General features: G+C 66.0%; 13 protein-coding genes. 5 read left to right on the top strand and 8 right to left on the bottom strand.

The genetic code is table 11. From position 1 onward, the window contains the following. Positions 1-611 precede the first annotated feature (611 nt). A complete protein-coding gene (locus ACFQ7F_RS31980) occupies positions 612-2,393 on the top strand; it encodes a hypothetical protein (RefSeq protein ID WP_383277942.1) in 1,782 nt (593 codons plus the stop codon). 423 nt (positions 2,394-2,816) lie between these two features. Next, positions 2,817-3,638, top strand: a complete 822-nt coding sequence (locus ACFQ7F_RS31975) for a hypothetical protein (protein WP_383277939.1) — start codon at positions 2,817-2,819, stop codon at positions 3,636-3,638. Positions 3,639-4,294: 656 nt separating this feature from the next. Here ACFQ7F_RS31975 and ACFQ7F_RS31970 read toward each other — a convergent pair. From ACFQ7F_RS31970 to ACFQ7F_RS31960, 3 genes are all read right to left on the bottom strand, one after another. Continuing rightward, a complete protein-coding gene (locus ACFQ7F_RS31970) occupies positions 4,295-5,437 on the bottom strand; it encodes a caspase domain-containing protein (protein ID WP_383277937.1) in 1,143 nt (380 codons plus the stop codon). Then, a complete protein-coding gene (locus ACFQ7F_RS31965; RefSeq protein WP_383277934.1) occupies positions 5,431-5,844 on the bottom strand; it encodes a hypothetical protein in 414 nt (137 codons plus the stop codon). Before ACFQ7F_RS31965 ends, ACFQ7F_RS31970 begins: the two co-directional genes overlap by 7 nt. 77 nt (positions 5,845-5,921) lie before the next feature. Further along, positions 5,922-6,110 (bottom strand): tyrosine-type recombinase/integrase, encoded by a 189-nt coding sequence (locus tag ACFQ7F_RS31960; RefSeq protein ID WP_383277931.1) that lies wholly within the window; start codon positions 6,108-6,110, stop codon positions 5,922-5,924. 145 nt (positions 6,111-6,255) lie between these two features. Here ACFQ7F_RS31960 and ACFQ7F_RS31955 point away from each other — a divergent pair, with 145 nt between their 5' ends. Continuing rightward, on the top strand, positions 6,256-6,603 hold the full coding sequence (locus ACFQ7F_RS31955; RefSeq protein WP_383277928.1) for a hypothetical protein: 348 nt from the start codon (positions 6,256-6,258) through the stop codon (positions 6,601-6,603). Between the two features lie 359 nt (positions 6,604-6,962). Here the strand turns inward: ACFQ7F_RS31955 and glnA are convergent, their stop codons facing one another. Beyond that, entirely contained in the window at positions 6,963-8,372 is a 1,410-nt protein-coding gene (gene glnA, locus ACFQ7F_RS31950) for a type I glutamate--ammonia ligase (RefSeq protein WP_383277925.1), read from the bottom strand. 218 nt (positions 8,373-8,590) lie between these two features. On the opposite strand from glnA, the gene ACFQ7F_RS31945 reads away from it, so the two are divergent. Further along, positions 8,591-9,058 (top strand): RDD family protein, encoded by a 468-nt coding sequence (locus ACFQ7F_RS31945; RefSeq protein ID WP_383277922.1) that lies wholly within the window; start codon positions 8,591-8,593, stop codon positions 9,056-9,058. A 154-nt stretch (positions 9,059-9,212) separates the two neighbouring features. Here the strand turns inward: ACFQ7F_RS31945 and ACFQ7F_RS31940 are convergent, their stop codons facing one another. The 4 genes from ACFQ7F_RS31940 to lipB all read right to left on the bottom strand — a co-directional run bounded on the left by ACFQ7F_RS31940 (position 9,213) and on the right by lipB (position 12,389). Continuing rightward, positions 9,213-9,914 carry a DUF4191 domain-containing protein gene (locus ACFQ7F_RS31940; protein WP_383277920.1) on the bottom strand — a complete coding sequence of 234 codons (702 nt, stop codon included), beginning with the start codon at positions 9,912-9,914 and terminating at the stop codon, positions 9,213-9,215. Positions 9,915-9,944: 30 nt separating this feature from the next. Further along, positions 9,945-10,148, bottom strand: coding sequence for a hypothetical protein (locus tag ACFQ7F_RS31935; RefSeq protein ID WP_383277917.1), 204 nt, complete (start codon positions 10,146-10,148; stop codon positions 9,945-9,947). Between the two features lie 259 nt (positions 10,149-10,407). After that, positions 10,408-11,373 carry a lipoyl synthase gene (locus tag ACFQ7F_RS31930; RefSeq protein ID WP_383277914.1) on the bottom strand — a complete coding sequence of 322 codons (966 nt, stop codon included), beginning with the start codon at positions 11,371-11,373 and terminating at the stop codon, positions 10,408-10,410. A gap of 158 nt (positions 11,374-11,531) precedes the next feature. Further along, positions 11,532-12,389 carry a lipoyl(octanoyl) transferase LipB gene (gene lipB, locus ACFQ7F_RS31925; RefSeq protein WP_383277911.1) on the bottom strand — a complete coding sequence of 286 codons (858 nt, stop codon included), beginning with the start codon at positions 12,387-12,389 and terminating at the stop codon, positions 11,532-11,534. A gap of 255 nt (positions 12,390-12,644) precedes the next feature. Here lipB and ACFQ7F_RS31920 point away from each other — a divergent pair, with 255 nt between their 5' ends. Further along, positions 12,645-14,090 (top strand): regulator, encoded by a 1,446-nt coding sequence (locus ACFQ7F_RS31920; protein ID WP_383277908.1) that lies wholly within the window; start codon positions 12,645-12,647, stop codon positions 14,088-14,090. Positions 14,091-14,180: the final 90 nt, after the last annotated feature.

The following is a 14,180-nucleotide window of genomic DNA, read 5'->3' as shown; positions in this document are numbered from 1 at the left end:
CGCCACACCACCACACCTGGGGGCCCCCTCCCTGTCCGGGGCGCCCCCCCACTGTCCATGCTGACGAGGCGTCGGGCTCACCCGACCCCGCGCGCGATTTAGATGTCGAAGTACAGCACGGAAGCCATTCAGACCTGCGAATAAGAGAACTTGATGACGGGTCTGGTGCACAGCGGGTGCACACCGTGCACCCGCTGGGGGCTGCAGGCCGGAGGGCACCATCCGAGCGGCAGTCCGCCTGCCGGGAGATCGACGCCAAGTTGGTGCTACCGGTTGGAGTCGCGCGCTCCGGCCTGCGGTCTTCCCTGGGCCCACGACCACGGCACGGCCTGACTTCTTCATTGAGGCACGGAAGCCTGGGTCTTCGTTGCCATGGCCGAGCTGCTGGCCGAGCAGGGCATCACAGTCCACATGCTCTGCACGCATCGGGCCAGGGGCCGTGATCCGAGCGATCGGTCTCAGGACGCATTGGTGCGGACGCCGTGCCGTCGAAGCGTTACCCGCCGTATGTCAACGCTGTGAGAGTGCTTGCCCGCGCTGGCGAGGAAGGTCTCCACAACGGCTTCCTCATTCCACGAAAGGTGTCAGAGGTCGCTCGTAAGCTCTGGAGCATGGGGAGCACTGGAATCACTGAAGCCGATGTCGACAAGGCGATGACTGTCGTCGAGAGCAGCAGACAGTCACTTCGGCGGGATGACCCCGCCGTCCAAGTACTTGTCGCAGCAGTATCCGTGCAGCGTCGCTTACAGGGAGAGGGGACTACTGTCACGGACGACGAACTGCTTGGGGCGCATGACAACCTGCACGCAAGGATGCCGTACCGGCACGGCGGCTACCTGGAGATACTGGCCGAAGCGCTGCTGGCCCGCGGGATAGTGCCCTCGCCCGGCGAATACGACGGCGACTGGTGGCTGTGGTGGCCCAAGAAAGGTTATGGGCCGTGTCGTGACTGCCGACAGCCTCGCTCACTGACGCGCTACTCCGCCAAGTGGGGCAAGCCATACAGATACTTGTGCGCACGCTGCCGCAAGCAGGAATTGGCAGGCGATGCGGCGTATCTCAACAGCGTCACCGGTGTCACCCCAGAGGAAGGTGAGTCCGCCGAATCGCTCTTCACAAGACGTACGACAGCTCTCATCGGCCAGTTGGGCAGCCAGGCGGAAGTAGCACCTGAGAAGCAAGCGGGTCGCCCGAGTACCGAACAGTGGGGCGAGTACGTAGACCGGCTCATGGAAGTACTCGGCTCGCTCGACTGGGCTGGCTGGGAGGTCCCGGACGAATACGATTCGGACTGGGACGCAGAAACCGGCCCGATGCTCTTCGCCACGCTGTGGCGTACCGGCGCCGCGCTAGACGTCGAGTACTACCCGCGTGAAAGCCGACTCCGGCTCCTTCCCTACGAGGACGTATGCGGTGACTTCCCGGAGTCTTTTGCCGCACTCGCTAAAGAGGTCGAAATCGAAATCTCCCGCGAAGGCGACGAGGCCGTCACGGCAGTCCAACATCGAGCCGGCGCGTTGGGATTGCTCGATGCAACTCGCGTCCGTGTGGTGGAAGGGGCTGATCCGGAGGCCGCGGAGGCGTTTGGAGCTGAGTTGCTCCGGTCCCTCTTCAGCCCGGCAGCCTCGTACCGGAAGATCCCCGTTGCGGACCTTGTCAAGGAAGCTCTACAGCACCCCGATCTCAGCACCTATCTGCGCTGGGTTGTCGGTATGGCAGGCCGCGACGTGCACCCGGATCCGGTCCCCGATGCGGCGGCTCTGGGTATCGCGGCGTGGTGCTGGCGCAATGAAACGGCTGTAGAGGCTCACCACCTTCCCTCAGACGTGCTGATGGCTCGAGTGAATATTGCGGTGACTCGCGCGGTGCTGCCCCATGTCTGCCCGTACGAAGGTATCGACTGGGACGGGATCGAGCAGTCACTGACTGATGCAGACTGGGAACTCCCAAACGGTCGGACTGTCTCCTCCCTGTTCGGTGGCGGGTGGCCGGAAGTGCAGTCGACGGTGCGCGAGCAGGTCCGGAAATGGCAACGCCTCGACAACGAACTTCTTGGTCCGGATACCACTTTGAGGCTAATGACGATCGGGGGCTCGACAAGCTACACATGTCATTGGTGGGGCCAAGGGCGGTGGCGCGCGATCTGCGAAGAGATCGTCCGCGATGCTGTCGAAGCTGGCTTCACGCTGCCGCAGCCGTACGACTGCCGTGGTTCTGCTGCTTTGATCGACGACTTGGAACACCCTGACATGCAGTCCGACGCAGTGCTGGACTGGCTTATCGACATGCCCGAAGCCTCAGTTTCAGGGCCTCACGGATTGCGCCACCACTCAGCTACCCAGCCGCTCGTGCGCGAATACGATCCATGGTGGGCAACGCCGGAGGGAGACTGACCCCGCGATCATCGGCAGCCCAGTGCCCCTACCAGCAGATCGAGCGTCTACCTCCAGCAGGTTCTGCTGGAGGTAGACGCTCAGGGAGTCCTTCGGCCGACGACCTGCCGAGTTCGAGCTTACTTTCTAGATGTCGAAGTAGAGGTGAGAAGCCCTCCTGACCTGCATTGATGCTGCTGTGTGGAGTGCTCCGGTGCTAAGGGTGCACATGGCGGTAATCGACGTGTAAGGACGTGGAACAGCTAGCTCCGCGACCTACAGCGGTAGCCTGGGCGCCCCAATTGCGACCAACATCATTGGGAGTGCAGCACGTTGACGATCTCTGATCCGCGAACAGAGCAGGATCCCGCGTCGATGGGGGGCGCCACACCTGGGCCTCCTCCGCAGCAGGCGGGCCTGACGGGGGCTGGGCTGATCCAGATCATGGGTGCAGTCTTCACTACCCTGGCGCTTGGCCTTTCCGTCATCCTGTACGCCTCAGTCGATGGCTTCTACCGGCAGTTCGAAGGCATGCCTCTCGAGTGGGCCGGCCTGGACGCACCAACCCTGCTGTGGCGTGCGGCACCGATGGCGCTCATTGTGAGCTTCATGCTGACTGTGGTCAGCGGTCTCTTTGCCGCCCTCGTGATGTGGCTTGCTCAGGCGCCGACGGACGGAACGCTGGGCGGCTTCGTGCGCTTCGCACAGAAGCACATGTGGGTCCGAACTGCCCTGCTCGCCTTGCCGTCCGCCCTCTTGATCAGTATTCCGGCATTTGGCGAGGGTCAGTTGGTGTCCGACGGCACCGGAGCCGCCATGCTGCTGATCTTTTGGTGGCTCCTGTTTGGGCTTGCGGTCGGAGTCGTTCCCCTTGTAGTGCCGCAACGTTTCCACCGGCCTGCCCGCGTAGCCGTCGCCCTGGCGATGGCCCTGAGTATCAGCGGTATCTGGGCAGTGGGAGTGATGGAGGAACGCGGCGCGCGAACCGAACGTACCGGGCAGGTCGGTTTCGCCGAGCAGGCCATCGGGCTTCGCTTCCAATATGTTCGTGTGACGGTGGCCAAGATGCCGGGGCATGCAACTGAGGAGCCGTTTTTCGCCCTCTACCTCGGTGAATCTGGGGGGATCCAAACCTTGTATGACTGCAGCCGAGGTGAGCTAAGGAGACTTCCTGTCCCCTCGGTTCGGATGGCGATCGACACGGATGGCCGGGCCGCTGCGGCAGTGCAGTGGGCCTGCCAAGCCCAGCGTCACAGTGCTGATTGACGGCGAGGTCCGGCAGTCCTGAGCGGCGCTTTGTGCGCGGCGACAGACGCTCGGGGACCTTCAGGCGAACTACGATGAGTTGGCCGGACTGGTGGATCAAGCCTCGGCAGTGGTTGATCTGTTGCGGAACAACCAAGCGGCGCGTGAAGGCAGCCGCGAGCAGTTCACAGCAGGAGGTGCGCGCGGCCCTGGGACGCCACCTCTCTCTGGGGAATCGGACTGACCGATCAGATCATCCGAGGTGGCGCTTTACGCGACTTGACCGATGGGCCTACCGCGCGTAGGTACGAACTATCAGCGGATGACAGCGGCTGATCATGCCATCGGCAACGCTGACAAGGAGCAGTGGAGCGCCACGCGCCGACCAGATCTGGCCGCCGTTCTCTATCCGCCGGTCGCTAGAACAGCTCCTCTGCCACACTCCACAGCTGATGGACCAAGGCATTGAGTCGGGGGGTACGAGCGCTATGGCAAAGACGCGAAAGGGCTACTACCGGGCGGCGCACTACGTGAAGCCGACATCGGTTTCCAGTAGGGCCAAGAAGCCGGCGTTCTGGGTGGTCGTTGTCGGAGCGCTCTTGTTGATCGCTGCTTGGAACACCCTCTTCGGCGACGATGGCGACAAGACGACGCCGGAGCCCCAGCGGACTGCCCAGTCAGTCACGGGATCGCCGTCCCGATAGCTTTCGGAACGTTCGTCCCCAGGCGGACGAGGTTCGGGGTGCCTCCTCGGTTGCAGATGCGTCTGCAGCCGGGGGAGCAGACCGAAGCCGTTCCCAACACGACTGCCAGTCGTCCAGTTGCTCGTCAGGCACCCCGCAGGCGGTCAGATAGACGCTGGTCGTCCGCCAAGTCCGGGGCAGATTATTCCGGTTGAGCAGGCTGCCGACTGTCCCGGGAGCGATCTGCCCGCCGGAGCGATGGCTGATGGCCGTATGCGTGAGGGCGCTGGTGATGCGCACCTGCCCCAACGCGCTGAAGAAGCCTTCCACGGTGCGGACGGCTGCAGGGTCTGGCCACGCGCGGTGGTCCACACGCCCGCCACCCGGACTGCTGGAAATGAGGGATCGGCTGAAGGAGGGATTCCATCCCAGCGCGAGTCTGCCGTTGCTGTTGCGCTCTCGTCCCTGGGGGACGGGCCGGCCCTTTGCTGCGAGTGACTGCCTCAGCTCGCGAAAGATGCTGTCGAGATCCAGCCGTTCGGGGCCTCCGGTGATGCCGGTGGTGAGGATGGCGAGCAGCTCGCCGGTGAAAGCGGTGTGGGGTTCTCCGGGTGGGGCGAGCGCCTGTCGGTTCTCCGAGGCCGCGGCGAGCAAGTACGTCCCTTCGACATCAGCTTGAGCGGCCAATTCCGAAGGCGCCATTGCTCCCAGAGCGAGTCCGCCGTAGCAGCAGTCGAGGATGACGACGGTACGCTCCGCTCGCCCATCCAAGAGAGCATCGCGGAGCCAGCTGTAGGGAATCCCCGTGTCGACCCGATGCTGTTTGGACTGAGGTAGCCCGAGATAGAGCTCGCCCCCTGGGGTGACGAGGCCATGTCCCGCGTAGTACACGAGCAGCGTGTCTCTGGCTGTTGCGCTGGCCTCGCGCAGGGAGTCCAGCGTTGCCACCGCACTGGGCGGGTTGGAAAGCACGACGCAGGCCTCCCTGCCGAGACTCCACGACGTGGGTCCGGTGAACACCTCTGCCAAGGAGCTGAGGTTGTTGGAAACTGAGGGAAGGTCTTCCAGGAAGTCGTAAGTGCTCGTTCCGATCAGCACTGCCCTCGTAGCGCCGGGGTCTGGGAACACGCTCACCATGCCGAGCCCTCCTCGTCGTTCTGCCGGCCCCCTTGAAGTAGCCGTGTGATGCGTGCGATCTCCTCGTCACTGCAGTCGGTCAACGCGGCAACAAGTTCCTCGTGCTGGACCGTCACACGGGAGGCCCGCGGGCGTGTCTGCTTCCAAGCGACAAGCGTCAGGGCGAAGTTCGCGGCGCTCCAGCCGTTCTCCGTGACCAACTGCAGGATGTCGGCAACCGCCCCCATCTCGCCCGCGCGCGGTGGCTGCTCGCTCATTTCCACACTGGCGGTACGCCGGAGATCGGGGTCTCGGCGGAGCCAGGTCAGCAGTGAGTGGAGCTCGTCATCCGTCGGTTCGACGCGAATCTCGACGTGCATGTAGATCCCCCACTCGTTGCGCTCCGGGATTCGGGCGGTCTCAACCATGCTCGGGCATGGCCATGCGCGGAATGGTGTCTTCGCTCAACCGCTCTGCGAAGTAGCAGAACGAGGCGCAGAAGAATCTACGCGGCGGCTCGATAGCGTCGGCCGATCGCCTTGCGAGCCTTCTCGATGGCTCCTCCCACGCGGTGGACGTACCGGCGGAGGGCGAACGCAGGGTCCTCATGACCGAGGAGATCGGCGAGGGTGTAGACGTCAACGCCCTCGTTGATCGCCTCGGAGGCGAAGAGGTGCCGCAGTGCGTGCATCATCTTGTCGCGGCAATCCTCCCACTTGCGACCCTTACCAACAGGCGTGTCGTTGAGGGCCTTTATCGCGCCGATCGCCTCCAGGGCGCTCTTCCAGAGGCAGTTGAAGTAGTTCTTGTTCAGCGGCTCCTACTCGCGGTGCTCTGGTGTGCAGGCTGGACTGCACTACAACTACCCCGAGATCTTTGCTGAGCCGTACGATTCAGACGGCTATTACATGTCGGTCCGTGCGCCGGAGCCCGGCGACGACGAGACCGACTCCTGGGACATCAAGATCGGCCGCTGGGAACCCGATGACCCCGATGAGGAGGACGGCAGCGCGACAGGAAGCGCGGTACTGCGTTGCGTGCCGCCCGCCCCGCCGGACGCTAATCAGATCGCCAATCTGTTGAACCAGCTCGCACAACAGCCGGATCTACTCGCCCAATGGGCCGAGACGAGTGTCGGAGCGGCACTTGTGGGAACGGAGCTCATTGCTGAGAGCTACGTCGACTGAGCCCCGGCCCTTAGAAGCGCCGAGCGTGAGCGGACGGGTCAGCACCACGTTGGACGAGATGGCGGCGACGATCCAGTGAAAGGCTCCTGACCAGGCGCAACGGGCGGGACATGATTACCCAGCACGTCCCGTCACGATCACGTAGACCATCGTAATGCGTAGGTCTCGAAACGAATGAGGCCGCCACCCCAACGGGGAGTGGCGGCCTCACTGTTACTGACGACGCTACGTCAGAGGATCGGTCAGGCGGTGCACAAGAGGGCGGAAATCAAGCGGCAACAGCGAGCGCTGCTGAGCAGCGTTTTCGCAGGTCAACGCATGTTTTCAGGATTCCTGCCCAGATCACCCGGACCTGATCTTTAGATGTCGAAATAGAGCTCGAACTCGTGCGGGTGCGGCCGCAGCTGGATCGGGGCGATCTCGTTCGTGCGCTTGTAGTCGATCCACGTCTCGATCAGGTCGGGGGTGAAGACACCGCCGGCGAGAAGGTACTCGTGGTCGGCCTCGAGGGCGTCGAGGACGGCCGGGAGGGAGGTCGGGACCTGGGCGACGCCCGCGTGCTCCTCGGGGGCGAGCTCGTAGAGGTCCTTGTCGATCGGCTCCGGCGGCTCGATCTTGTTCTTGACGCCGTCAAGGCCGGCCATCAGGAGCGCCGAGAACGCCAGGTACGGGTTCGAGGACGGGTCGGGCGCGCGGAACTCGACGCGCTTGGCCTTCGGGTTCGAGCCCGTGATCGGGATACGCATGGCAGCCGAGCGGTTGCGCTGCGAGTAGACCATGTTGACCGGGGCCTCGAAGCCCGGAACCAGGCGGTGGTAGGAGTTCACCGTCGGGTTCGTGAAGGCGAGCAGCGAGGGCGCGTGCTTGAGGATGCCGCCGATGTAGTAGCGGGCGGTGTCCGAGAGGCCCGCGTAGCCCTGCTCGTCGTAGAACAGCGGGTCGCCGTTCGCCCACAGCGACTGGTGGACGTGCATGCCCGAGCCGTTGTCACCGAAGATCGGCTTCGGCATGAAGGTCGCGGTCTTGTCGTTGCGCCAGGCGACGTTCTTCACGATGTACTTGAAGAGCATCAGGTCGTCGGCCGCGGCGAGCAGCGTGTTGAACTTGTAGTTGATCTCCGCCTGGCCAGCGGTGCCGACCTCGTGGTGCTGGCGCTCGACCTGGAGGCCGTTCTTGTCCAGCTCCAGGGAGATCTCGGCACGCAGGTCGGCGAAGTGGTCCACCGGCGGGGCCGGGAAGTAGCCGCCCTTGTAGCGGACCTTGTAGCCGCGGTTGTTCTCGACCGCACCGGTGTTCCAGGCGCCGGCCTCGGAGTCGATGTGGTAGAAGCTCTCGTTCGCCGACGTCTGGAAGCGGACGCTGTCGAAGACGTAGAACTCGGCCTCCGGGCCGAAGTACGCGGTGTCCGCGATGCCGGTGGACGCGAGGTAGGCCTCGGCCTTCTTGGCGATGTTCCGCGGGTCACGGCTGTACTGCTCGCCCGTGATCGGGTCGTGGATGAAGAAGTTGATGTTGATGGTCTTGTCGCGACGGAAGGGATCGACCCGGGCGGTCGACAGGTCCGCGCGCAGCGCCATGTCGGACTCGTGGATGGCCTGGAAGCCGCGGATCGACGAACCGTCGAAGGCGAGCTCCTCGTTCGGGTCGAACGCCGCTGCCGGGATCGTGAAGTGCTGCATCACTCCGGGCAGGTCGCAGAACCGGACATCTACGAACTTCACGTCCTCGTCCGCGATGAACTTCTTTGCGTCGTCGGCGTTCTGGAACATCCAACTCCTCCTACTCCCGGCCCCCAGGCGGGGACGGGGTTGCAGCTCGTTGTGCGGCCAGTGCGGTGGCACACGCTGGGACCCGACCATAGGGACGGGGGATTTCTCAAGCATGACCCATTTGTTTCGCCGAAGTTAACCGAGGCGAGTTCGGGCCAGGTGTCATTCGCCCTACCCCGACCGTCCTCGTACGAAAACGGGCGCAGTACCGTGGACGGGTGGACAACAGGCAAGTAATCGGATCGTGGCTCTCCGGCCCTCGTGCGGCGGCAGAGGACGCGGGCGTCGACTTCGGATACCGGGGAGAGCAGCTCGGCCTGCCGAAGGAGGGGCCGGGCTCGATCGCGAGGCCCGGGCGGCGCATGGGCGCCCTCGCCGTGGACTGGGCCCTGTGCCTCCTCATCGCATACGGCCTGTTCGCTCGCGGTGACATGCAAGCGATGGGCAACTGGGCGCTCGGCATCTTCTTCGTCATGTCCGTCCTGACGGTCGGCACGGTCGGCTGCACCCCCGGCAAGGCCCTCTTCAGGCTGCGCGTCGTCGCCGAGGGCGGCGGCCGCCTCGGCATCGTCCGGGTCCTCCTGCGCAGCGTGCTGCTCTGCGTGGGTATCCCGGCCCTCATCTGGGACCGCGACGGCCGCGGCCTGCACGAGCGCCTCGCCCGCGCCGTCCAGGTGCGGATCTGAGCGCGTAGGCGACACCGCGCTTCCCGTACGACGCGTTTCTCGTACGACGCGTTTCTCGTACGACGACGAAGGCCCCGGAACCCATCGGTTCCGGGGCCTTCGTCAACGTAGAGACAGGAGAGGTGGAAAGAGGCGGAGAGTTACCGCATCTTCGTTACCGCATCTTCGGGCCGCCGCGAGGCATCCGCGCACCCTTGGGCATGGGCCCCTTTGGCAACGGCATGTTGCTCATCAGGTCCCCCATCGCGCGCAGCCGGTCGTTCGTCGCCGTTACCTGCGGGCCCTGGAGGACGCGGGGCAGCTTCAGAAGCGTCGTACGCAGCTTCTTCAGCGGGACCTGGCCCTCGCCGGTGCCGACGATGACGTCATGCACCGGGACGTCCGAGACGACGCGCGCCATGCGCTTCTTCTCGGCGGCCAGCAGGCTCTTCACCCGGTTCGGGTTGCCCTCGGCGACGAGCACGATGCCCGCCTTGCCGACCGTGCGGTGCACGACGTCCTGGCTGCGGTTCATCGCCACCGCCGGAGTCGTCGTCCAGCCGCGGCCGATCTTGTCGAGCACCGCGGCCGCCGCACCGGGCTGGCCCTCCATCTGCCCGAAGGCCGCACGCTCTGCCCTGCGCCCGAAGACGATCGCCATCGCGAGGAAGGCGAGCACAAAGCCGAGAATGCCGAGATAGATCGGGTGACCGATCAAGAAGCCGATCGCGAGGAAGACACCAAAGGTGACGATTCCCACAGCCGCGATGATGAGACCGATCCGCGGATCGGCCCTGCGGGTCATCTTGTAGGTCTGAGCGATCTGCTTGAGTCGCCCGGGGTTCGCGGCGTCCGCCGCGGTTTCCTTCCTCGCCATGCCGTGAAGTCTACGTGTCCCTGGAAGTGACTACGACGTGCGGGTTGTCATCGCCTCTTCGACCACGCGAAGTGCCTCTGCCCGGTCCTTGGCGCGACGCCGGTCGTCGAGCACGGACGTCCAGGCGTTGCGGCGTGCGGTGCGCTGGCCGCTGCTCATGAGAAGCGACTCGACGGCACGGAGTGCGTCGGTGACGGACGGGATGGCGGTGGCGCGTACGGGCGCGGCCTGCATGGTGGGGCCCTCCTGGGCGGCTATGGGTAAGGCTGTACGTGGGGTAATTCCAGGGTCACTGATTGGTGTTACCAGGGCGTGACTGACCGGTCAAACACGGATGAAGCCTTGACGCTGAGCCGCAAAACATTGACGTGGCCCGTACGGTCCCCTCACCTGCGGAGACTGTACGGGCCACGTCATCTCGGCCACTACTCACCAGTAGTCACTTGTGCGCCGATTCACACAGTTGGCTCTCGCCGAAACTCGCCGCCTTGGATCACACCGCCTGCGAGGCGACGTACGCCCCGCGCTTCTCGACCGCCATCTGGAAGAGGCGCCCCGCACGGTACGAGGAGCGGACCAGTGGGCCGGACATGACCCCGGAGAAGCCGATCTCCTCGGCCTCCTCCTTCAGCTCCACGAACTCCTGCGGCTTGGCCCAGCGCTCCACGGGGTGGTGGCGCGGCGTCGGGCGCAGGTACTGCGTGATCGTGATGAGCTCGCAGCCCGCGTCGTGCAGCGCGTGCAGCGCCTCGCTGATCTCCTCGCGCTCCTCGCCCATGCCGAGGATGAGGTTCGACTTGGTGACCAGACCGGCCTCGCGGGCGCGGGTGATGACCTCGAGCGAGCGCTCGAAGCGGAAGCCGGGGCGGATCCGCTTGAAGATGCGCGGCACGGTCTCCACGTTGTGCCCGAGGACCTCGGGGCGCGAGGAGAAGACCTCGGCCAGCTGGTCGGGGTCCGCGTTGAAGTCGGGGATGAGCAGCTCGACCTTGGTCTGGCCCTCCGCGCGCTCCGCCGTCATCGCGTGGATCTGGCGCACGGTCTCCGCGTACAGCCAGGCGCCGCCGTCGTCCAGGTCGTCGCGGGCGACGCCGGTGATGGTGGCGTAGTTCAGGTCCATCGTGACGACGGACTCACCCACGCGGCGCGGCTCGTCGCGGTCGAGTGCCTGCGGCTTGCCCGTGTCGATCTGGCAGAAGTCGCAGCGCCGGGTGCACTGGTCACCGCCGATGAGGAAGGTGGCCTCGCGGTCTTCCCAGCACTCGTAGATGTTGGGACAGCCCGCCTCCTGGCAGACCGTGTGCAGGCCCTCGCTCTTCACGAGATTCTGCATCTTCGTGTACTCGGGGCCCATTTTCGCCCGAGTCTTGATCCACTCGGGCTTGCGCTCGATGGGGGTCTGGGCGTTCCGGACCTCCAGGCGCAGCATCTTGCGTCCGTCGGGTGCGACTGCGGACACATCGGCTCCCTGTAGCTTCGATTCTTCGGCGCACACCAGGGTACGCCCGTGATGTCGTTGGGCTTACGCTCGGCCAACCTCTGGCCGACGGGGTGCATTCCCCGCAGCCCCAGATGTCTGGATGGTTCCAGGCGGTCCTGAGCGGTTCTGACGCGTTTCTAGGCGGTCGCCTTCTCGGCTTCCGGACTCTCAACCGTCATATCGGCGGTCTTCTCGGGGCTCTCTGCGGGCTTCTCGACGGTGCGCGGCTTGAGCTCCGCGTTCTCCAGGACGTCCCGCAGATGTTTCTCGGCGACGGGCAGGATGTCGGCGATCGTGACCTCGCGGCCCAGTTCGTACGAGAGCGACGTCACTCCCGCGTCGCGGATGCCACACGGGATGATCTTGTCGAACGACGTGTTGTCCGGGTTCACGTTCAGCGCGAAGCCGTGCATCGTCACGCCCTTGGCCACGCGGATGCCGATGGCCGCGATCTTGCGGTCCTCGCGGCGCTGGCCGGCGTTGGACGGGGCGTACTCCGGGCCGTTGAACCGGGCGTCGAACTCGTCGTCCTGCGTCCGGGGGTCGAAGTCCAGGTTCAGGCCGCCGAGCGCCGGACGCTGTGACACCGGGTCGCCGAGGACCCATACGCCGCTGCGGCCCTCGACGCGAGACGTCTCCAGGCCGAATTCCGCACACGTGCGGATAAGTGCCTCTTCCAGGCGGCGTACATGTGCTACGACGTCCACCGGGCGCGGCAGCTTCTGGATCGGATAGCCCACGAGCTGTCCGGGGCCGTGCCAAGTGATCTTGCCGCCGCGGTCGACGTCGACGACAGGGGTGCCGTCCAGCGGGCGCTCGCTGTCCTGGGTGCGGCGGCCCGCGGTGTAGACCGGCGGGTGCTCGAGCAGCAGACACGTGTCCGGGAGTTCGTCGGCGAAGCGGGCGGCGTGCACGCGGCGCTGCTCGTCCCAGGCCTCCTGGTACTCGACCGCGTCCGGGCCGAAGCCGAGCCGGACGAACTGAAACTCACTCACGGCAAGTGCCTCCCTAGTACCTGCGCCGCAGAACCTGCACCGTGCATCCGCAGAACCTGCACGGTGCATATATCGCGCCCCCAGCCACTGTACGGGCAGCGGATTCTCGTCAGTCCTCCGGTCAATCCTCACACGATCGGATGAATGCGGGTCGAAGGCCGCGATGCGGGCGGTGAGGGCCGCTACATTCACGCCGTTCACAGAGCCATAAGGGCTGCTCAAGCAACGCCCGAAAGGCAGGAGACCGCACAGCTGATGACGGAACGACCTCCGCAGCGCACCCCCAACCGCCAGCTAGCCGCGCTTATCTCAGAAGCCGGGTTCTCCAATGCGGGCCTCGCGCGCCGCGTCGATCAGCTGGGCCTCGAGCACGGTCTCGATCTGCGGTACGACAAGACGTCGGTGACCCGCTGGCTGCGCGGGCAGCAGCCGCGCGGCACCACCCCCGCCCTTATCGCCGAGGTCTTTACCCGGCGGTTAGGGCGCAGACTCTCCGCACAGGATCTCGGGCTCGACGCGTGTGCGCCGGTGTACGCCGGGCTCGAGTTCGCGGCGAGCCCGGAAGAGGCGATCGACATCGTCGGCGGGCTCTGGCGCAAGGACTCCGGAAGCCATGCCGAACTGCGGAAGATCGCGTTCACCCCGGCAGGGCTCGTCGTCCCCAGCAGAGACTGGCTGATCGGCCGCGCCGACGACCGGGTGGGGCGCGGTGACCACGGAATGAACGGCGGCCGCGTGCCCACCCAGGGCCGCCCGGCCGTGCCCCGCCAGCGCAAGGAGCCCGAGCGGGGCGTCGGGGCGAGAGTGACGAGCGGCGACATCTCGGCCCTGCGCTCCGTCGGCGAACTCTTCCGGGCGCTCGACCACGCGTACGGCGGCGGGCACGCCCGGCAGGCACTCGTGCGCTATCTGGAGCACGAGGCCGAGCCGATGCTGCGCGGCACGTACGGCGAGCAGGCCGGGCGGCGGCTCTTCGGGGCCGCCGCCGACCTCACCCGGCTCGCGGGCTGGACCTCGTACGACATCGCGGCGCACGGCCTTGCCCAGCGGTACTACGTCCAGGCGCTGCGGCTCTCGCAGGCCGCGGGCGACCGCGCGTACGGCTCGTACGTCCTGATCACGATGAGCCGTCAGGCCGTCTACCTCGGGCACGGCAGGGAGGCGGTGCAACTGGCGCGGGTGGCCCAGCAGGGCGTCGGCTCGTCGGCGCCGCCCGTCGTACAGGCCCTGCTGCACTCGGTCGAGGCGCGCGGGCACGGGGTGCTCGGCGAGGTGCGGGCGTGCACGGCGTCGATGGTGCGGGCCGAGCGTGCTCTGGAAACGGCGCGGCCCGGTGACGAAGTCCCTTACTGGGCTCGGTTCTTCGACGAGGCGCAGCTCGCGGACGAGTTCGGGCACTGCCACCGGGACCTCCAGCAGTACCGTGTGGCCGCCCAGCACGCGGAGCGCTCGCTCCAGCTGCGCGCCCCCGGGTACGCCCGCAGCCGCCTGTTCTGCCGGGTGGTGCTCGCTTCCTCGCGCCTCGGCCTCGGCGAGCTGGAGCAGGCCTGCCAGCTGGGCGCTGAGGCGGCGCAGGCCGCGGGTGAGATGCGGTCGGTGCGTGCGGTCGAGTACGTACGCGACTTCGAGCGGCGGCTCGAGCCGTACCGCGATGCGGCGGCGGTGCGCGGGTACCGCGACCGGGTGGCGGCGTTGAGCTGACCGTCTGCCCACGGTGGGCGCATGTGTAAGGGGCGGGTTCAGCGCAGGCGCGCGACCTCCTCGGGGGACAACGCCTCGTCCCACGTGGTG

Origin of the sequence: Streptomyces sp. NPDC056486 (assembly GCF_042795295.1) — a bacterium.
Lineage (GTDB): Bacteria > Actinomycetota > Actinomycetes > Streptomycetales > Streptomycetaceae > Streptomyces.
Note: the sequence above shows the minus strand (reverse complement) of the source record. Positions and strands in the feature narration are given on the sequence as shown.

Coding starts and splice junctions, on each gene's coding strand:
- ACFQ7F_RS31960 (WP_383277931.1), bottom strand. CDS start 6,110: ATGATGCACGCACTGCGGCACCTCTTCGCCTCCGAGGCGATCAACGAG.
- ACFQ7F_RS31980 (WP_383277942.1), top strand. CDS start 612: ATGGGGAGCACTGGAATCACTGAAGCCGATGTCGACAAGGCGATGACT.
- ACFQ7F_RS31965 (WP_383277934.1), bottom strand. CDS start 5,844: ATGGTTGAGACCGCCCGAATCCCGGAGCGCAACGAGTGGGGGATCTAC.
- ACFQ7F_RS31975 (WP_383277939.1), top strand. CDS start 2,817: ATGGGTGCAGTCTTCACTACCCTGGCGCTTGGCCTTTCCGTCATCCTG.
- glnA (WP_383277925.1), bottom strand. CDS start 8,372: ATGTTCCAGAACGCCGACGACGCAAAGAAGTTCATCGCGGACGAGGAC.
- ACFQ7F_RS31935 (WP_383277917.1), bottom strand. CDS start 10,148: ATGCAGGCCGCGCCCGTACGCGCCACCGCCATCCCGTCCGTCACCGAC.
- ACFQ7F_RS31920 (WP_383277908.1), top strand. CDS start 12,645: ATGACGGAACGACCTCCGCAGCGCACCCCCAACCGCCAGCTAGCCGCG.
- ACFQ7F_RS31940 (WP_383277920.1), bottom strand. CDS start 9,914: ATGGCGAGGAAGGAAACCGCGGCGGACGCCGCGAACCCCGGGCGACTC.
- ACFQ7F_RS31970 (WP_383277937.1), bottom strand. CDS start 5,437: ATGGTGAGCGTGTTCCCAGACCCCGGCGCTACGAGGGCAGTGCTGATC.